Here is a 19,770-nt window from a genome sequence, read left to right as displayed (position 1 = left end):
ATGAATATTGAAAAGGCTATTGAATTATATAATACTCTATCAACTATTGATCTTTTATACTTAGCTTATAAAAAGAAAACTAAAAAAGATATAGACCTTTGTGCTATAATAAATGCAAAAAGTGGAAAATGCAAAGAAAATTGTATATTCTGCTCTCAATCTATCTATCATAATACATCCATCCCTATTTACAAGCTTAAGAGTAAAGATGAGATCTTAGAATATGCCCTTAAATATGATGGGATTGTGAATAGATTTAGTATAGTGGTTAGTGGGAAGAAAGTTAATGATGAAGAATTTAATAAAATAGTTGAAACTATTGAACTGTTAAAAGATGAAACAAGCTTAAAAATTTGTTGTTCTTTAGGGTTAATAGATAAAGAAAAATTAAGAATATTAAAAGATTTAGATGTTAGAATACATAATAACTTAGAAACAAACAAAGATTATTTTAAAAATATATGCACAACCCACAGTTATATGGATAAGGTAAGAGTTATTAAGGATGCTAAATCTTTAAATTTAGAAGTTTGTAGTGGAGGAATTATTGGTTTAGGAGAGAGTTATTTAGATAGAATAAAATTAGCTTTTGAGCTAAAAGATTTAGGTGTTGATAGTGTTCCAATAAACATTCTACACCCAATTAAAGGAACTAAAGCTTATGATTTATTAAAGAGAGGGGTAATTAAACCTCTAAGTGTAAATGAAATATTAAAAACTATAGCCATTTTTAAGCTAATTTTAAAAGATTGTGAAATTAGATTGGCAGGAGGTAGGTTATTTTTAGGAGATTATCAAAGCTATGCCTTATTAGCTTTAGATGGATTAATGGTAGGGGATTATTTAACTACTAAAGGGAGAAACTTAAAAGATGATTTAAAAATGATTAAAGATTGGGAGTTATTATGATAAGGATTATTGTAAAAGGTATTGTTCAAGGAGTAGGTTTTAGACCTTTTGTCTACAGATTAGCTAAAAAGTATAATCTAAAAGGATATGTTAAAAACTGTGGAAATTATGTAGAAATTGTTGTCAAAGGGAACAATATAGAGAGATTTATTAATGATCTAATAACAAAAAAACCAGAAATTGCTAAAATAGATGAAATTGAAACTGAAGAAATTGAAGATTTGGATATTGATGATTTTTACATTTTAAAAAGTTCTAATGGTAAAGAAGATATAGGAATTATTCCTGCTGATTTAAGTATTTGTGAAGATTGTTTAAGAGAGATGTTTAATAAAAAAGATAGAAGGTTTAGATATCCATTTACTGCCTGCCTAAACTGTGGACCAAAATTTACAATTATAGAAAAGTTACCCTATGATAGGGAGAATACATCAATGAGAGAATTTCCATTATGTGAAGAATGTCTAAAAGAGTATGAAAATCCATTGGATAGAAGATTCCATGCACAAGCCACATGCTGTCCAAATTGTGGGCCTCATGTTTATCTCACTGATGGTCATGAAACTCTTTATGAAAGAGATGAAGCTATAAGAGAAACTGTGAAACTTTTAGAGGAGGGTTATATAGTAGCTGTAAAAGGAATTGGTGGATGTCACTTATGTTGTATAACTGAAGATGAACCTGTATTAACACTTAGAGAGAGACTAAATAGAAAATCTCAGCCATTTGCTATTATGAGTATGTTAGAAAATGTAGAAAAATTTGCATACATATCTAAATTAGAGAGAGAAGTTTTAATTTCAAATAGACGGCCAATAGTTGTTTTAAAGAAAAGAAAGGGGTATGATAAATATATATCAAAATATGTTTCAAATTTAGATACAATTGGAGTTATGCTTCCATATTCTGGATTACACTATCTACTTTTCAATAAAGCTATAGCCTATGTTTTCACTTCTGCCAACCTTCCAGGATTGCCTATGGTTAAGGATAATGAGGATATATTAAATAAAATGAATGGAATAGCTGACTATTTTTTACTACACAATAGAAGGATTGTAAATAGATGTGATGACAGTGTTGTTAAAAAAGTAGCTGATAGAATTGTGTTTTTAAGAAGATCTAGAGGTTATGCTCCAGAACCTGTTAAAGTTAAGTTAGATAATAATAAAACTATCCTTTGTCTTGGTGCAGAGTTGAATAGCTGTGTTTGTTTAGCTAAAAGAGATAATTTTTATCTTTCACAGTATATAGGAAACACAGCTAAATATGAAACATTTCTCTACTTAAAAGAGGCTATATTTAGGCTTTTAGAATTAACAAATACAAAAAAAGTTGATGTTATTGCCTGTGATTTACATCCAACATATAATTCAACAAAGCTTGCTCAAGAATTACAGGAAATTTTTGACTGTGATTTAATAAGAGTTCAGCATCATTTTGCTCATGCTTATTCCCTCTTAGGGGATAATAACTATTTTGAGGATGCAATAATTTTAGCTTTAGATGGGATGGGTTATGGGTTAGATGGAAATGTATGGGGAGGAGAAGTGTTACTATATAGAGATGGAGAGATAAAGAGAGTTTCTCATTTGGAAGAACAGTATCAGCTTGGCGGGGATTTAGCTGTAAAATATCCGGCAAGAATGCTATTCTCTATTCTATATAAAGCCATTAAAGAAGAGGCTTTAGAGTTCATGTCCAAATATTTCCCTGAAAATATGTTAAGAATATTAGAGTTTCAACTCAAGAAAAAGATAAATTGTCCAATAACCACTTCTACAGGAAGAGTGTTAGATGCTGTATCAGCACTTTTAGAAATATGTTTAGAGAAAACATATGATGGAGAACCAGCTATTAGGTTAGAGGCAGAAGTAAAAAAAGATGATGTAGAGGTTGAACCTAGGATTAAAAATAATATATTAATTACAACAGATATGATAAAGCAGTGTTATGAAATGTTAATAAATGGTGAGAGTAAAGGAAAGATAGCATATTATGCTCATCTTTATATAGCAGATGGTTTATTTGAAATATTTAAAAAGTTATCTGAAAAATATGGAATTAATACAATTGGGTTAACAGGAGGGGTGTCTTATAATAGAGTAATCACTGAAAGGATATATGAAAGGGCTAATGAAGAGGGGTATAATTTTATCTATCATAGAAATGTACCTAATGGTGATGGAGGAGTCAGTTTTGGACAGGCTATATATTACATAAAAGAGAGGGGAAAAAATGGATAGGGAGATATTGAGTTTAATAGATGAAGAATTAAAAAAATATGTAAATAAGAACAATAAACTTTACAGTGCTGCCAATCACTTACTTTTATCTGGAGGAAAGAGATTAAGACCTTATCTCTGTGTGTTAGTATATAAATTAAAGAAAGATAATTTGTCAGAGGTTTTACCAGCAGCTGTTTCAGTAGAGCTTATACATAACTATACTCTAATACATGATGATATAATGGATAATGATGATTTAAGAAGGGGAAAACCAACTGTTCATAAGGTTTATGGTAATGCTATGGCTATATTAGCTGGAGATTTACTTTATGCTAAAGCTTTTGAAGCAGTTGCCAATATAAAAGATAATAGGAAAGCTCATGAAGTTTTAAAAATATTAGCTGACGCATGTGTTTATGTTTGTGAAGGCCAAGCTATGGATATGGAATTTGAAGAGAAGGATAGTGTTAGTTTGGAGGAGTATTTAGATATGATCAGAAAAAAAACTGGAGCTTTAATAGAAGCAGCTGCTAAAATAGGAGCTGTAATGGGAGATTTTAATGATGAAGAGATGAAAGCTATAGAAAAATATGCTGAAAATATTGGTCTGACCTTTCAAATACAGGATGATGTTTTAGATTTGATAGCTGATGAAGAAAAGTTAGGAAAACCTGTAGGAAGTGACATAAGAGAAGGTAAGAAGACAATTATTATTATTCATGCCTTATCAACATTAGAGGAAGATAAAAAAAATAGGTTAAAATCATTGTTAGGAAAAAAAGATATAACAAAAGAGGAAATTGGTGAGGCTATTGAAATATTAAGACCATCTATAGAGTATGCTAAAAATTTAATGGAGAATAAAACAATAGAGGCAATAGATGCTTTAAAAATCTTTGATAAAGATAGAAGAAAACCTTTAGAAGATTTAGCAAAATTCATAATATCAAGGTGCTACTGATGAGATTTCCTAAATTATTTGTAGAGAATCCAAAAAAACCTGAAAAGGATAGAGTGGTAGTTGAGAGAGATGGGAAAGTTATAAAGTTTTTAGAGGAAGGAGAAGAATACAGTGGAGATGGAAAGGTGTTATATGAGGTTATATATGATGATTTTGATGAATATGTATTAATGGGAACTGTTGTTTGTGATATGTTAATGTATTATGAGGTTGGGGAAGTTAAGCAGATAACATATATTAAAAAGGGAACAAAACTTTTAGAAATTCCTGCTGAGGGTTATAAAGTTTATCCAATAGTAGATTTTGGTTGTAGGGTTTTAGAAGGGCATAGATTAGCAGCTTTGCAAAGCAGAAAAGGAGATATTAGATTTGTAAATACTCCAGAAACTGGAATTGTTCTATTTTTAAAAGAAGTTCCTTCAAAAAGAGAAAATTATATATTCTATATATTACCAGAAGGTAAAAAGTGGGATTAATATGTTTGTAGCTAAATTAATAGCTATATTATCAGTTAAAGAGGCCATAAATTCAGGATATGGAGATTTTGTTAAGGTTAGAGCAGCTATTGAGAATAGAGAGATGAAGGATGATGATATTGTAGCTATTTTTAATATAGATAATACTACATGCTATCATGTTGAATTCTTGGAAAGCTTAGAAAAAATAAAAGAAAATCTTTCAAAAATAAATGTTACTTTAAATTATGACAGTGAGCTTATAATTAAAAGATATTTAGAGGGCAGGAAATGAAAGATGCTAGAAATTTAGAAAAAATATGGGTAGTTTTATCAGAAATGTCAGCTGAACTAGTTAATAAAAATATCCCTGTACCTGAAGATGTATTTGATAAACTAAGGTTGGCTAATTCAATGATATCCTATTACCTACTTGATCCACATGTAGATGCTAAGCTATTGATTGAAATTGAAAAAGTTTTAAATAATATTCAATCTAAGCTATTCACACTTTGTGATGAAGAATTAATGAATATTTATTTAAATAAACTTAATAAAGCCATTAGAGGGGAGTTAGAAGTAAGTTTTCCAATATCAAAGTCAAATTATAATAAAGAGGTTCTAAGAAAAGGAAATGTTGAAAGAGTTAGGATAAAGTTGCAGAAAGATATAGCTATTGAGAGATTAGGAGAGTTAGGAGAGTGGTATGGAGTAATATTTGAATATAGTGAAGAGAAGGATAAAATATTAATAGAAGGAGAAATAAATAGGATTAAAACTCTTTTAAAAGATTTTTCAGTAATTTGGAAATCTGATTAAGTTTATAATATTACAGTTCTGTTAGCTACAAATAAACAGTATGGATCTCCAACAGCTAAACATTTTTTTTCAACAACATCAACAATATATTTTCTATTAACAATATTCTCTAAACAGCCAGCAATAAACCCTGCAGTAACATAACAAACTGGTTCTGGAGAAGTACAATTTTTACACTCTTTATTATCTCTAACAATTATTGTCAATGGTTCAGGTTTTTCTATTTCCATTTCTCCAAATTCAGTATCTATAAACTTTTTCATTTCATCATAATTATTAATATTTAATAAAATAGCATAATCTTTTCCAATCTGATAAAAAACCTTTTTTGTGTTTGCTCTTAAATAATATTTTCTCATATATTCTCTTATATATGCCAATAAGGAAACTTTCCCTACAAAACCATAATCTTCTAATTTTAATGGTTTTTCTTCTTCTGCACTAATTTTTATTCTTGCTTCTTCAGCTTTTATTTCTTTATCTAAATCTCTCAAATAGGGACACGCTTCTAAAATAAGATCATGTAATTTTGTCCCTTCAGTTTCTTTTAAAACTTCCTTCAGTAGTTCTTTATTATCTTTATATTTTTCTAGTAAATTTTTAATCATTGTTAATTTAATACCCATAAATTTTGCTCTGTTATCAATAATCCTCAACATTTCCACTATAGCTGTTGCATTAGCCATTTAAATCACACATTCTATTAAGTTTAAATAGTTAATGTTACTTCCAACTTTTTACGGTTAAATATGAAGATAATTTCCTAATATATATGAAGGTTATTTAATAAAATTTAAAATTACTTTTCAAGCTACTTTAAAACTTTTATACAAAAAATAATTATAAATAATTTATGGTTTATAGTTTCGGTGATCTCATGAATAAAGATGAGCTAATCCAATTACACCAACTTTTAGTATATTTAAAAAAATACATAGAAAAAAATTATGGTTACTTTGAGGAATTTAAAGAGTATGATGAGTTAAGCATATATCCACATCATATACATAGAACAAAAGCTGAGCATATATATGCTATATTTTTACTTTCAAGTATTATAGCTAAAATCTTAGCAGAAAATGGTAAAATTCCAAGAAGTGTTCATAATCTATTAAAGAACAGTGGAGAAAAGATTAAAAAAGATATTATAAGGAAAAGAAACAAAATTCAAAATGTGATAAAATGAAAATAATGTTTGCTTTGCCAAATAAAGGGAGGATATATGAACCTGTAATGAAGTTATTAGAAAGAGCTGGATTAAAAATAACAGCTAAAAGTAGGAGTTTATTTGCTAATACTGTTGATGAAAATATAAAAGTTATGTTTGCAAGGGCAAGAGATATTCCTGAGTTTGTTGCAGATGGAATCGCTGATATTGGAATAACAGGTTATGATCTCATATTAGAGAGAGGTGTTGAGGATAGGGTAGAGTTTTTATTAGATTTAAATTTTGGATATGCAAAACTTGTTATAGCTGCCCCAGAAGATTCAGGAATAGAGAAGGTAGATGATATAAAAGATGGGATGAAAATAGCTACAGAATTTCCAAATATAACTAGAAAGTTTTTTGAGAAATTAAATAAAAAAGTTGAAATTATAGAACTTACTGGAGCTACAGAAATTGCTCCTTTTATAGGAGTGGCAGATTTAATCTCAGATTTAACATCTACAGGAACTACATTAAGATTAAACAGATTAAAGGTTATAGAAGAAATATTAACATCTACAACAAGATTAATAGCTAATAAAAATAGTTTAAATAATAAATATAAAAAAGAAAAGATAAATAAAATTGTTTTAGCTATAAAAAGTGCTTTATATGCTGAGAAAAAGAGACTTATAATGATGAATGCCCCTAAAGACAAAATAGATGAGATAAAGAAAATTATTCCTGGTTTAGCTGGGCCTACAGTATCAGAAGTTTTATCAGATGATAATATTGTTGCTGTTCATGCTGTTGTTGATGAGGATGAAATATTCAACTTAGTCCCAAAACTACATGCATTAGGTGCAAGAGATATATTAATTGTGCCAATAGAAAGAATATTATAAATTTAGGGGGAATTTAAATGAGAATATTAACTATTTTTCTAATTCTTTTTTTAACATTATCAGGTTGTATAACTTATAATGAATATTCTTGTTATTATGGAAGGGTAGTTAAAGTTGTTGATGGAGATACAGTTTATGTTTTAGTAAATGGAGAACTTTGGAAAATCAGACTTTTAGGAGTAGATACTCCTGAAATAAGTAAGGAGAATAATCCTTATGAATATATTTTATACAATGGAACACCAATAACTAATCTAACATATTTAAAATTCTGGGGAGAGCGAGCTAAAGAATTTGCCTATAAAAAACTTTATGGAAAAGAAGTAAAGATTGTTTTTGATCCATTAGCTCCAAGAAAAGATAGGTATGGAAGATATTTAGCTTACATTTATTATAAAAAGGGAGATAAGTGGGTAAATTTTAATGAGGAATTAATAAAGTATGGTTATGCAAGAGTATATAGAACTAGGTTTAAAATGTTACATGAGTTTTTAATGCTTGAAGAAGAGGCTAAAAAAAATAGAGTGGGATTATGGAAGGGTCAGCTTATGCCTTAGCTTCTGGGACAATAATTAATGCTATATCTATAGGTAAAGGTTCAGCTTTTGGAGTAGATTTAAAGGTTTATGCTAAAGTAAGGTTAATAGATGATGGAAAAAATATAGTTAAGGGTAAAGTTTTAGATGCTAATATAAAACCAAATTTAATAGAGAGGTGTGTAAAGAATGTATTAGAATACTTTGGGTTGGACTATTCAGCATATGTAGAAACAAAAACAGAAATTCCTATAAAATCTGGTTTAAGTAGTAGTTCTGCAGTTTCTAATGCTACTGTATTAGCTACTTTTGATGCCTTAGGAGAGAAAATAGATGATGAACTTGTTTTAAATCTTGCTATAAAATCATGTTTTGATGAAAATTTAACTGTAACTGGAGCTTATGATGATGCTACAGCCTCTTATTATGGAGGAATAACAGTGACAGATAATTTAAAGAGGTTGATAATAAAAAGAGATAAGTTAAAAGAGGATTTGGACATTATTATTCTTCTACCAAACTATAAAAAAAATGTTGATGTTGACAGAATGAAGTTAATAAAAGATTATGTAAAAATAGCTTTTAACTATGCACTTAAAGGAGATTATTTCAAGGCCTTATTTTTAAATGGAATATTGTATGCCTCTGCATTAAATTTCCCTACAAATATTATTATTGATGCCCTATCAGCTGGAGCTATAACAGCTGGTTTATCAGGTACAGGGCCAAGTTATGTAGCAATAGCTGAAAATGGAGAAAAGGTCAAAGAAGTTTGGAAAAAATATGGTAAAGTTATTATAACAAAACCAAATAATGAAGGGGCTAAAATATGTTAGAAGAGATTTTAAAAAGAATTAGACCTACAGAAGAAGAAATAAAAGAAATTAGTAATCTTGCTGAAAATGTTATAAAAAATATCTATGATGTAGCAAATGAGAAGGGTTATAATATTTTAGAAGCTCTTTGGTTAGGATCATCTGCAAGAAATACTCATTTAAAAGGAGACCATGATATAGATATATTTATATTATTTGACAAATCAGTTTCTATAGATGAGTTGGAAGTTATAGCTTTAGATATAGGAAAAGAAGTTATAAAGAGGTTAAATGGAAAATGTCAAATAAACTATGCTTCACACCCATATATTCAAGGAATTGTTGGAAAATATAAGGTTGATATAGTTCCATGTTATAAAATAAATTTTGGAGAAAAAATAATTTCTGCTGTTGATAGGACTCCCTTGCATCATAAATTTTTAATTGAAAGATTGGATGAGAAGTTATGTGATGAAGTAAGATTATTAAAAGCATTTTTGAAATCTTTAAATTTGTATGGTTCAGATGTAAAAACAAAAGGTTTTTCTGGATACCTGTGTGAATTGTTAATTTTACATTATAAAAGTTTTTTAAATCTTTTAAATGATGCAAAGGATTGGGGTGAGAGAAAGAAGATTATTTTAAATGATATATTTGAGCTATATAAAAATCCAAAATTTAGGGAATTTGATGAGCCTTTGATAGTTTATGATCCTGTAGATTTAAATAGAAATGTTGCAGCTCCTTTAAGTAGAGAAAATTATTGTAAATTTATCTTTTTTGCAAGAGAGTTTTTAAAAAATATGAATGAAGAGTTTTTTAATGATTATTATAAAAAATTAGAAGAAAAGTTAGAAAATAGAGATAAAGGATTTATTTTAACTTTGAAATTTCCTAAGACAGAAGTTGATGATATCATATATCCTCAGTTAGAGAAATTTCAAAAGAGCTTAAATAAATTAATAGAACAAAATGAGTTCAAAATTTTAAACTGTAAATGTTATACTGACAGTGATTATGCATATATAGAGTGGGAGTTTTTAGTTTATCAATTACCTAAAATTAAGTTGAGAGATGGCCCTGAAGTGTTTGAAAAGGAGAGGGTGGAGAAGTTTATAAAGAAGTATGATAAAGTATTTATTAAAGGTTGTAAATTATATGCATTTACTGAAAGAAAATACTGCCACATATTAGAGCTGTTTAAGGATATCATTGAAGGAAAAATAAAAAATATTTCAAAACCAAAACATATTGATATTAAAAGTGGTGTTATTCTTTGGAAACAAGCAACTTAATAAAAGAGGCTAATGAATTTTTAGATAATATTAAAATAGATTTTGAAAAAAATAACTTAGATGATATTATAAAAAAGTTAAAGGATAATATAAAAATTTTGCAGGAATTAAAATCAAAAATGGAGTTTTTAGAGTTTGACAATCCATATAAAAATGTTGGAAAAGTAAAGTTAGTTGATAGTGAGAGTTTACAGGAACTGGCAACATATAGCTCTTATCTTAGAAGAATAGCTGGAGAAAAAAAAGGAGTATTAGAAAGAGTAAAACATGCTTTAACTGCCCATAAAATAGCTTTAGCTCATCTTGTAGATGAGATTGGTAATAAAAGACTACCACCAAATTTACCTTTAGATGGGGCTTATAAGGAACATCTTTTTGAATTACCTCCATATTTAATTTCAATATATAAAGAATTCTTAGATATGTTAGAACCTAAGGGTAAGGGGGTTTTAACATCATATACAGTATCACTTATAATTTTCAAAAATGGGAAAAGAGAGTTTAAGAGAGTTAGAGTAGAAGATAAGAATTATGAGAAATATATAAAAGAAAAGTATGGAAATGCTATAATTACATCAATAAAAAGAAATTACTCTAAAAATAAAATTATAGATGATCAATATGTTAGAAGAGTTTTAGCTATTGGATATATAAAAGCTTATAAAACTGAAGTTGAGAGAGAAATTGAGAAGAGATTAAAGAAACTATTATCTAAAGAGGAAAGAAATTATTTAGAGAAATATTATATGATATTGAATAAATTTAAAGATGAAAAGGAAGAAGTGTGTGGAGGAATTTTAGACATAAGACAGTTGGAAGAAAAGAAACTTAAAGAGCTTGAATTAAAAAGAATTTTAGAAAATGAGGGATTAATAGAAGATGAAGAGCTTATTATTCCATTAAAAAGAGCTATTGAAATAAGAAATAAAGTATCTAAAGAGGTAGCTAAAGAGATAATTTTTAGGGAATTTTCAGAAGATGTTTTTAAATTTTATCTATATAAAACTCCAGATGAAAGGGCAAGAAGTTTTCTTTTCCCATCAATTATGGTATCACCAAATAAAGGTTATCTCTTTTGGATGGATAAGAAAAAAGCTGATTTGTTAGATACAAAGTTTAAATTAGAAGAGTTATTACCTAAGTTTAATATTGGTTTAAAAAATATTGGAGGGGTTCTTCTATATCTCTTCTATGATTGGGACATGGTTGAGAAATATAAATTTAAAAAAGAAGAGATTGAAGATTTGCTAAAAAAGATAGCATTAATTGAGCCAATAAAAGAAATTTTAAAAGATAAAATAGATATTAAAAAGTTAGAAAAATTTGGAAAAGTTAAGAAGGAGAAAACTAAGAAATTTTTAAGCTTATTAAAGGAAATATAGGTGAGAACATAATAAAAAAATTATTAAATTATTTAAAACAAGCTACTGATGAAGATTTAAAGATATTAAGAATTATAGAGATCTCTATGAGACATCATGAGTGGGTGCCAATTGATGAAATTGTAAAAAAAGCAAAAATGCCAGAAAAAGATGTTTTATATAGGTTAAAAAGACTTAATAAATTTGAATTTGTAGTTAGATCTATCTATGGTTATGCTGTGTCATTTGGAGGTTATGATGCATTAGCTATAGATGCACTATATAAAAAAGGGATATTAAAAGCTATAGGAAATAAATTAGGTGTTGGAAAAGAGGGGGATGTTTATAATGTTCTATTATCAGATGATAGGGAAGCTGTTTTAAAGTTTCATAAACATGGCAGAACATGTTTTACAAGAGGTAAGAGGTATAGAGAATTTGTTTCAAATAAGCATCATATCAGCTGGCTTTATATGTCAAGACTTACTGCTGAAAGAGAGTTTGAGATATTAAATGAACTCTTTCCAACAGTAAAAGTTCCAGAACCAATAGCCCAGAATAGGCATGCTATAATTATGGGTAAAATTACTGGAGAGGAGTTAAAGGTTTTGGATTTAGAAAAGTTAATGAGTAAGGAAGAGATAGAAGAATTGTTTAACAAAATTATTGAAGAAATTAAAAAGGCTTATAAAATTGGCTATATTCATGGAGATCTTTCAGAGTTTAACATTTTATTAGATGAGAACTTAGATTTTGTTATTATTGACTGGCCACAGGCAATTACAAAAGGTCATCCAGATGCAGAATTTTATTTAAAAAGAGATATAAATAATATAGTGAGGTATTTTAAAAAGTATAAAATAAAAGCAGATCCTGATGAGATATATAAATATGTTGTAGGTGAATAGATTATGGATTTCCTTTTTGAAAATGATTGGAAAGCTCCATGTCCATATAATCCAAAGTTATGTCTTAAAGATATTATTATTTACGACACTACATTAAGAGATGGAGAGCAAACTCCAGGAGTTTGTTTTACTAAAGATCAAAAATTAGAAATAGCTATAAAATTAGATGAGCTTGGTGTAGATCAAATTGAAGCTGGATTTCCAAGAGTTTCAGAAAAAGAAAAAGAGGCTGTAAAGGCTATAGCCAATCAAGGATTAAAGGCAGATATTTTAGCACTTTGTAGGACAAGGAAAGAGGATATTGATGCAGCTATTGACTGTGATGTTGATGGAATTATAACATTTGTAGCAACATCTCCATTACATTTAAAATATAAATTTGGTGGAAAGAGTTTAGATGAGATTATTAAAATGGCTACAGAGGCTATAGAGTATGCAAAAGATCATGGGCTTTTTGTAGCTTTCTCTGCTGAAGATGGGACAAGAACAAGAATAGAGGATTTAATAAAAATACATAAAAAAGCTGAAGAGTATAAAGCTGATAGAGTTCATATAGCTGATACAACAGGATCATCCACACCACAGGCAATGTATTTTATGGTTAATATGTTAAAAAAATACTTAAATATTGATATTGGAGTTCATTGTCATAATGACTTTGGATTTGCTGTTATTAACTCTATTTATGGTCTTATGGCAGGAGCAAAAGCTGTTTCTACAACAGTAAATGGTATTGGAGAAAGAGCTGGAAATACAGCTTTAGAAGAGCTTATTATGAGCTTGATTGTTTTATATGATGTTAAATTAGATCTAAATTTAGAAGTTTTACCAGAACTCTGTAGACTTGTTGAGAAGTATTCAGGAATATCTTTACCAAAAAATAAGCCTATTATTGGAGAGCTGGTTTTCTCTCATGAAAGTGGAATACATGTTGATGCTGTTATAAACAACCCACTAACTTATGAACCATTTTTACCAGAAAAAATTGGTTTAAAGAGAAATATTATATTAGGTAAGCACTCTGGTAGGAGAGCTGTTGAATATAAATTAAAATTAATGGGTATTAATGCTACAGAAGAACAAATTTGTGAAATTGTTAAAAGGGTTAAGGAAACTAGAGAGAGAGGGATAGAAGTAAGTGATGAAGTATTTAAAAAAATAGTTGAAGAGGTTATAAGGTGAAGTTTTATTCAACACTATCTCCAGGATTGGAGGATATTGCTGCTAATGAATTAGAAAGTTTAGGAGCAAAGATATTAGAAAAAAGGGAGGGAAAGGGAAGAATATTTTTAGAAGGGAATTTGGAGCTTATAGCAAAGATAAACTATTTTTCAAGAACTATTGAGAGGTTAAATATTCTATTGCATAGAGAAGTGTTGGAAGATATTTCTTTAGATGAAATATATAAAAGAGTTTATGAAATAAATTGGGAAGATTGGATAAAAGAAGAACAGAGCTTTGCTGTCCGACCATTAAGGGTTGGAGAACATAATTTTACATCAATAGATATTGGTAGAGTAGCTGGAGAAGCAGTTATAAAGAGGTATCTATCAGAAAAAGGTGTTAGATTAAAGGTCAATTTAGATGAACCAGACATTATTGTGAGAGTTGAACTTATTTTCAATGAGTTATTGGTAGCTATAGATACTACAGGAGATGAAGGGTTGCATAAGAGAGGATACAGAGTTTATAACCATCCTGCACATCTAAATGCTACAATAGCAGCATCTTTAATATATTTAAGTGGTTGGAAAGATGAAGAATTTCTTTTAGATCCAATGTGTGGTAGTGGAACAATTCCAATAGAAGGAGCATTAATAAAGAGAAACATTCCCATTGGAAAATTTAGAGAGAGAAGATATGGTTTTTCATTTGTTAAGATATTTGGACATGAATTGTTAGATAAAATTAAAAACTGTTATAATGAAAATTATAGAAGTTATAAAATTGTAGGTATGGATATAAACAGTGAGTATTTGGAGGGTGCTAAGAAAAATGCTATAAATGCAAATGTTATTGATACAGTAAAATTTTTAAATGGAAGTGCAGAAGAGTTAGATAAGTTCTTTAACAGCTTAGATGTTATTGTTACAAATCCACCATATGGTATAAGAATGGGAAAGAAGAGATTAATAGGGAAGTTATATAACAACTTTTTATCTTCTGCTAAAAACTTAATGCACGGTGATTCAAGGATTGTTGTGATAACTGCTGAAAGTAAATTATTTAAAGATGCAGTAATAAAAAATAACTTTAATATTATAAAACATTTTGATGTAATGTTTGGTGGATTATTAACAAAAGTATATTATATTAAATTATAGTGATATTATGGAAAATCAAAAGATATTGCTACAGTATTATTATTTATGTAAAGCTTGGGAGTTGTTTTTGGAAAATAATTACTTAGAAGCTTTATATTATGTAAATAAATCTTTAGAGATAAATGAAGATCCATTAGCATTATTATTAAAAGGGATAATATTATTCTGTGAAGGGAAATTAAAAGAAGCTAAAGAAATTTTTGAAAGTTCTGAGAAGTTAAAAAATAATGCCCTAATCTTATCACTTATAGCAATGATATTTGGTGCTGAAGAAGGAAAATGCAGAATGTGTATTAAAATATTAGAAGAGAATGAAGATAAAGTAAGAAATTTAATTATATCCCTATTAATAAAATCAAGATGCTTAGAAGCTTTAGGAGATTATTATAAGCTTTTAGAAGTTTGTGATGAAATTTTAAAGAGATACCCTAATTTTAATGCTATTAAAATTAAAAAGGCTGATGTTTTAAGAAAGTTTGGAAAATACGATGAGGCATTAAGGTATGTAGATGAAGTTTTAGAGAATAACCCAAATAATGTTAATGCATTATATTTAAAAGGTGTTATATTAAAAAGGAAAGGGGATTATAAGTCATCATTAGAATGTTTTAGTAGGATTATAGATGATCTTAAAATGGAATTTTTAGATGCTGTAAGACATGCAGCTTCAGTAAGTTTAATTCTAGGAGATCTTGAAAAGGCTGAGAGATATATTAACATAGGTTTGAAGATAAGAAGTGATGATATTGCCTTATGGTACTTTAAAGGTCAGTTATTGGAAAGATTGGGAGATGAAGATGGGGCAATAAGATGTTATAGTAAGGTTATTGAGCTATATCCTAATCATGTTAAAGCATATATATGCTTAGCAAGAATTTATGAAAGGAAAGGTCAGTTAGATAAAGCTATAAACCATTATGAGAAAGCATTTGAAAGTAAGAAAAAAGACTTTGTGGAATAATGTTAGATAAGGTGTATGAATTTATATATAAATATTATATAGAACCTGCAGAGATTGGAAGTGGGTATAACATTATACAAGAGATAACTTATGGAGCTATTTTAGCAATTTCTCTCTATCTATTTTATAAAGCATTAATAAGATTAAATGTAAAAATAGATGAAAAATTTGCTATACCCTCAATAGTATTTTCTATATTAATAGCATTAATAAGAGCTTTAGTAGATCTTGGCTATATAGAAAGAAGCTTTCTAACTATTACCCCTGGAATTGTTTTTGTTATTGGAGGATTGTTTATTATAACAATTTTAACAACAGCATATGTCTTTAAGGAGAAGTATTATAAGGTTTCAGCTGTTATTGGTTTTGTTATTTTTTTATATTTTTTCAGTATATTTCTCACTCATATACATCACTTAGATGCATTAATCTATGTTGCTATGTTAGTGGCTGTTATTTACATATCTATATTCTATATAGATAGAATATTAAAATTGAATATTCTCCAAAATAAAATAGATAGTTATGCCATTATTGGCCAAGCTATTGATGCCTCTGCAACAGCTGTTGGATTAGCTTTTTATGGATATTGGGAACAACATCCAATACCTAGGTTTTTCATGGAACACTTTGGAGCTTTTTCTTTTATCCCAATAAAAATATTGGCTGTATTGTTAGCTTTGTATGTAGTGAATAGAGAAGTGGAAGATGAGAATATTAAAAATATAATAAAACTCTGTATTATGGCACTTGGCATGGCTCCAGGAATGAGAGATTTATTTAGAATGATTATGGGTGTATAGCTTTCATAAATCTATATTTTATAACAACAGGTGGGATGTTTATATCTTCACACGGTTCATTGTATGGAATAGTTTTTGCTATTATTACAAATGTTTCATCTCTTTTTAAAGCACATTTAAACACTTCTTCAAAGTTATCAATATTATCCACTTCAACAGCACAAAGACCACAAGCTTCTGCAACTCTCTTTAAATTTGTGTTTTTTGCTGTATGTGTTTTTTGATTTCCAGTAGATCCATATGAGGAATTGTCAATAATAACTAAAATTAAATTTTTTGGTTTGAGATAACCAATAGTGGAGAGTGAGCCCAGATTCATCAATATTGATCCATCTCCATCAATAACAACAACCTTTTCTTTAATATTTAAAGCTAACCCCAATCCAATAGACGATGCTAACCCCATAGAACCAAGCATATAAAAATTTCTCTCTCTATCTTTTACACTGTATAACTCCTTAGAAGGGATGCCTATATTACACACTATAAGCTCTTTATCAACATTATCAACTATCTTTTTTATAACATCAATCCTCTTCATAATCTTCACCTTTATATTATTTATTAATATAAATTATAATTTGGTGATATTTTGGCTGAATTTATTATGGTTGTTGGTACATCTTCAAATGCTGGAAAATCCGTATTAACAGCAGGCATTTGTAGATTATTAGCTAATAAGGGTTATAAAGTAGCTCCTTTTAAATCTCAAAATATGAGCTTAAATTCAAGGGTAGCTAAAGAAGACGGAGAAATAGCTGTAGCCCAATATACACAGAGTATAGCTGCAAGGGTAGAACCTTCAGTTCATTTTAACCCTATATTGCTAAAACCAAAGGGTAATTATACCTCACAAGTTATAGTCCATGGAAGGCCATATGGTGATATGAGTTATGATGAATATAGGAATAATAAAAATTTCTTCTTTAAAAAGATAAAGGAAAGTTTGGAGATATTAAATGAAAATTATGAATATGTTGTTATGGAAGGAGCAGGTAGTTGTTGTGAGATAAATCTACTTAAGGATGATATAGCTAATTTAAGAGTTGCTGAAGCTGTCAATGCTAAAGCTATTTTGGTTGCTGATATTGATAGAGGAGGAGTTTTTGCTTCTATTTATGGAACTATTAAGCTACTTCCAAAAAATTGGAGAAGATTAATAAAAGGGATTGTGATAAATAAATTTAGAGGTAATAAAGAGGTTTTAAAGGAGGGAATAGATAAAATAGAGGAACTAACAGGTGTGCCAGTTATTGGAATCTTACCATATGATGAACATTTTTATTTACCAGAAGAAGACAGTTTAGCTCTTCAAAGGCTTAAATCTTTTGGAAATAAAAAGAGTGGAGTGGAAGTTAATGTTATTAGATTTAAGAAGATATCTAACTTTACAGATATTGATCCTTTAAAATATGATAGTTTTATAAGACTAATAGATTTCTGTGAGGAAATAACAGGAGACATTCTCATTCTCCCAGGTAGTAGAGGAGTTACAACAGAAGTTAAAATATTAAAAGAATATAATTTTGATGAGAAGATAAGAGAATTTTTAAAAGATGGTGGAATAGTTATTGGGATATGTGGGGGATATCAGACATTAGGTAGGAAATTATTAGATAAGAATTTAAAAGAGGGAGATGTTAAAGATATAAATGGATTGAATTTATTAGATATAAAAACTATCTTTGGTAATGAAAAGATAACTAAAAACTCATCAGGTTATTATAAAGATTTTTTAATAAAAGGTTATGAGATACATGAGGGTTATACATATTCAAAAGAGAAACCATTTATTAAAATTGTTAGAGGGTTTGGTAACTGTGGAGATGGGTATGATGGTGCTATAAAAAAAGATAGAGGTTTAATTGTTGGAACATATTTTCATGGAATATTTGAAAATTCAGATTTTAGAAATTATATATTAAATATTATTAGAGAAAGAAAGGGATTAGAGAGAATTGAAGGAGATAAGTATAAAGATGAGATTGAGAGAAATTTAAACTACTTAGCTAAAACTATAGATAAACATGTAAATTTAAGGATAATATGGTGACTTTAGACCTTTCAAAGTATAGAATGATAACTAACATAAAGTCAAAAGGGAATAGGTTAATTTTGGAAATAAATAAGATTTATGAAGTTTCTATAGATATTCCTTATGAAGAAGTTGAAATAGAAGAGAGTGTAATAAAGATAAATACCCACCCAAAGAGAGCTGAGAATTTAAAAATGGGGATATTAAATTTAATCTCTTACCATATTGCAAATAATTTAAGGAGCAAAATAACAAAAAGAAGGGTTATTTATATAAATGAACCATTTCCATTAATTGGACATACAGCTTTTGGGTTGATAGAGAGAGGGAGAAATATTATTCAAGTAAGGGGACACTGTGGTTGTAATTTAAACTGTATATTCTGTTCAGTTGATGAGGGAGAATTTTCAAAAACTAGGAAAAATGACTATTATGTAGATATTGACTATTTAATAAAAGAGTATAAAAAATTAGCTGAATATAAAGGAATTAAAAAATTAGAAGCTCATTTAGATGGACAAGGAGAGCCCTCTCTTTATTATCCTTTAGTAGATCTAGTTCAAGCTTTATCTGATATAAATGTAGAGGGAATAGTTAGTATGCAGAGTAATGGGACTGTACTTGATTATAAACTAATAGATGAGTTAGAAGAAGCAGGATTACACAGAATTAATTTATCTATTAATGCTATAGATGAAAAGATGGCTAAGATGTTAGCTGGTAGGAAGGATTATAATATTAATAAAATATTGGATATAGCTGAATATATAAAAAACTCAAAAATTCATTTATTAATAGCTCCAATACTATTACCTAATATAAATGATACAGAGTTTAAAAGGGTTATAGATTTTGCAGTTGATCTTGATTTAAGGGTTAAGCAAAATATAATAAACCCATTAACTAATAAAAGAGATCCTATTTTAGGTTGTCAGCTATGTAGAGTTTATCAGTTTGGAAGAAAACCTAAAAAAATGAAAGTTTGGAATTTTGAGAAGTTTTATGAGTTATTGAAAAAATATGAAATAGAGTATAAAAAGAGAGGATTAGATGTTAAACTCATTCTAAGACCTGAAGATTTTGGAATCCATAGAAGAAAAAGATTACCATATCCTTTTAAAGTTGGGGAGGTTATAAGAACTAAAGCTATTTTAGATGGGAGAATAAAGGGAGAAGTTTTAGCTGCTGAGAGAGGAAGAGTAATTCAAATAATTAATACAAATGAGGATATTATTGGAAAGAGAGTTAAGGTTAGAATTTTAAGAAATAAGGATAATATAATTGTTGGAGAAGTTGTTAAGTGATGAA

General features: G+C 28.4%; 21 protein-coding genes. 19 read left to right on the top strand and 2 right to left on the bottom strand.

What is annotated here, in order from left to right:
- From bioB to METVI_RS0100890, 6 genes are read left to right on the top strand one after another with little or no spacing between them, the layout of a single operon-like run.
- Nucleotides 1-909: a biotin synthase BioB gene (gene bioB / locus METVI_RS0100915; RefSeq protein ID WP_004590092.1), complete on the top strand. Its 909-nt coding sequence runs from the start codon at nucleotides 1-3 to the stop codon at nucleotides 907-909.
- Complete coding sequence (hypF, locus tag METVI_RS0100910; protein ID WP_017980934.1) at nucleotides 906-3,155, top strand: carbamoyltransferase HypF; 2,250 nt, start codon at nucleotides 906-908, stop codon at nucleotides 3,153-3,155. Before bioB ends, hypF begins: the two co-directional genes overlap by 4 nt.
- Nucleotides 3,148-4,098: a polyprenyl synthetase family protein gene (locus METVI_RS0100905; protein WP_004590799.1), complete on the top strand. Its 951-nt coding sequence runs from the start codon at nucleotides 3,148-3,150 to the stop codon at nucleotides 4,096-4,098. The genes hypF and METVI_RS0100905 overlap by 8 nt, the downstream gene beginning before the upstream one ends.
- Nucleotides 4,098-4,574: a DUF2118 family protein gene (locus tag METVI_RS0100900; RefSeq protein ID WP_004590797.1), complete on the top strand. Its 477-nt coding sequence runs from the start codon at nucleotides 4,098-4,100 to the stop codon at nucleotides 4,572-4,574. Before METVI_RS0100905 ends, METVI_RS0100900 begins: the two co-directional genes overlap by 1 nt.
- A 1-nt stretch (nucleotide 4,575) precedes the next feature.
- The gene (locus METVI_RS0100895) at nucleotides 4,576-4,848 is read left to right on the top strand and encodes a DUF749 family protein (protein ID WP_004590796.1); all 273 of its coding nucleotides are present in this window, start codon (nucleotides 4,576-4,578) and stop codon (nucleotides 4,846-4,848) included.
- Nucleotides 4,845-5,372, top strand: coding sequence for a DUF2096 family protein (locus METVI_RS0100890; RefSeq protein WP_004590794.1), 528 nt, complete (start codon nucleotides 4,845-4,847; stop codon nucleotides 5,370-5,372). Before METVI_RS0100895 ends, METVI_RS0100890 begins: the two co-directional genes overlap by 4 nt.
- A 2-nt stretch (nucleotides 5,373-5,374) precedes the next feature.
- Here METVI_RS0100890 and METVI_RS0100885 read toward each other — a convergent pair whose 3' ends face one another.
- Nucleotides 5,375-6,058 (bottom strand): V4R domain-containing protein, encoded by a 684-nt coding sequence (locus tag METVI_RS0100885; protein ID WP_004590792.1) that lies wholly within the window; start codon nucleotides 6,056-6,058, stop codon nucleotides 5,375-5,377.
- Nucleotides 6,059-6,249: 191 nt separating this feature from the next.
- Here METVI_RS0100885 and METVI_RS0100880 point away from each other — a divergent pair, with 191 nt between their 5' ends.
- From METVI_RS0100880 to METVI_RS0100830, 11 genes are read left to right on the top strand one after another with little or no spacing between them, the layout of a single operon-like run.
- Nucleotides 6,250-6,558 (top strand): UPF0058 family protein, encoded by a 309-nt coding sequence (locus METVI_RS0100880; RefSeq protein ID WP_004590790.1) that lies wholly within the window; start codon nucleotides 6,250-6,252, stop codon nucleotides 6,556-6,558.
- Nucleotides 6,555-7,424: an ATP phosphoribosyltransferase gene (gene hisG / locus METVI_RS0100875; protein ID WP_004590788.1), complete on the top strand. Its 870-nt coding sequence runs from the start codon at nucleotides 6,555-6,557 to the stop codon at nucleotides 7,422-7,424. The genes METVI_RS0100880 and hisG overlap by 4 nt, the downstream gene beginning before the upstream one ends.
- 17 nt (nucleotides 7,425-7,441) lie before the next feature.
- Nucleotides 7,442-7,981, top strand: coding sequence for a calcium-activated nuclease EcnA (gene ecnA, locus METVI_RS0100870; protein ID WP_004590786.1), 540 nt, complete (start codon nucleotides 7,442-7,444; stop codon nucleotides 7,979-7,981).
- Nucleotides 7,957-8,796: a shikimate kinase gene (locus METVI_RS0100865; protein WP_004590784.1), complete on the top strand. Its 840-nt coding sequence runs from the start codon at nucleotides 7,957-7,959 to the stop codon at nucleotides 8,794-8,796. Before ecnA ends, METVI_RS0100865 begins: the two co-directional genes overlap by 25 nt.
- Nucleotides 8,790-10,070, top strand: coding sequence for a CCA tRNA nucleotidyltransferase (cca, locus tag METVI_RS0100860; RefSeq protein ID WP_004590782.1), 1,281 nt, complete (start codon nucleotides 8,790-8,792; stop codon nucleotides 10,068-10,070). The genes METVI_RS0100865 and cca overlap by 7 nt, the downstream gene beginning before the upstream one ends.
- Complete coding sequence (locus METVI_RS0100855) at nucleotides 10,052-11,452, top strand: DUF530 family protein (RefSeq protein ID WP_004590780.1); 1,401 nt, start codon at nucleotides 10,052-10,054, stop codon at nucleotides 11,450-11,452. Before cca ends, METVI_RS0100855 begins: the two co-directional genes overlap by 19 nt.
- Before the next feature lie 8 nt (nucleotides 11,453-11,460).
- Nucleotides 11,461-12,339, top strand: a complete 879-nt coding sequence (locus tag METVI_RS0100850; protein WP_081604660.1) for a serine/threonine-protein kinase RIO2 — start codon at nucleotides 11,461-11,463, stop codon at nucleotides 12,337-12,339.
- A gap of 3 nt (nucleotides 12,340-12,342) precedes the next feature.
- Nucleotides 12,343-13,521: a homocitrate synthase family protein gene (locus METVI_RS0100845; RefSeq protein ID WP_004590776.1), complete on the top strand. Its 1,179-nt coding sequence runs from the start codon at nucleotides 12,343-12,345 to the stop codon at nucleotides 13,519-13,521.
- On the top strand, nucleotides 13,518-14,663 hold the full coding sequence (gene trm14 / locus METVI_RS0100840) for a tRNA (guanine(6)-N2)-methyltransferase (protein WP_004590774.1): 1,146 nt from the start codon (nucleotides 13,518-13,520) through the stop codon (nucleotides 14,661-14,663). The genes METVI_RS0100845 and trm14 overlap by 4 nt, the downstream gene beginning before the upstream one ends.
- Nucleotides 14,664-14,670: 7 nt before the next feature.
- Complete coding sequence (locus METVI_RS0100835; protein WP_004590772.1) at nucleotides 14,671-15,624, top strand: tetratricopeptide repeat protein; 954 nt, start codon at nucleotides 14,671-14,673, stop codon at nucleotides 15,622-15,624.
- Nucleotides 15,624-16,427, top strand: a complete 804-nt coding sequence (locus METVI_RS0100830; protein ID WP_004590770.1) for a DUF63 family protein — start codon at nucleotides 15,624-15,626, stop codon at nucleotides 16,425-16,427. The genes METVI_RS0100835 and METVI_RS0100830 overlap by 1 nt, the downstream gene beginning before the upstream one ends.
- Here METVI_RS0100830 and comE read toward each other — a convergent pair.
- Nucleotides 16,414-16,968, bottom strand: coding sequence for a sulfopyruvate decarboxylase subunit beta (comE, locus tag METVI_RS0100825; RefSeq protein WP_004590768.1), 555 nt, complete (start codon nucleotides 16,966-16,968; stop codon nucleotides 16,414-16,416). The two genes, METVI_RS0100830 and comE, sit on opposite strands and share 14 nt — an antisense overlap.
- A gap of 51 nt (nucleotides 16,969-17,019) precedes the next feature.
- Between comE and cobQ the strand changes: the two genes are divergently transcribed.
- Together cobQ and METVI_RS0100815 are read left to right on the top strand one after the other, a co-directional pair.
- Nucleotides 17,020-18,480: a cobyric acid synthase CobQ gene (gene cobQ / locus METVI_RS0100820; RefSeq protein ID WP_004590766.1), complete on the top strand. Its 1,461-nt coding sequence runs from the start codon at nucleotides 17,020-17,022 to the stop codon at nucleotides 18,478-18,480.
- Nucleotides 18,474-19,766 carry a radical SAM protein gene (locus METVI_RS0100815; protein ID WP_026152839.1) on the top strand — a complete coding sequence of 431 codons (1,293 nt, stop codon included), beginning with the start codon at nucleotides 18,474-18,476 and terminating at the stop codon, nucleotides 19,764-19,766. The genes cobQ and METVI_RS0100815 overlap by 7 nt, the downstream gene beginning before the upstream one ends.
- The last annotated feature ends 4 nt before the right edge of the window (nucleotides 19,767-19,770 follow it).

Origin of the sequence: Methanocaldococcus villosus KIN24-T80 (assembly GCF_000371805.1) — an archaeon.
GTDB classification, from domain to species: Archaea; AGJL01; Methanococci; order Methanococcales; family Methanocaldococcaceae; genus Methanocaldococcus; species Methanocaldococcus villosus.
The sequence above is the reverse complement of the archived record's forward strand: the minus strand, read 5'-3'. Positions and strand labels throughout refer to the sequence as shown.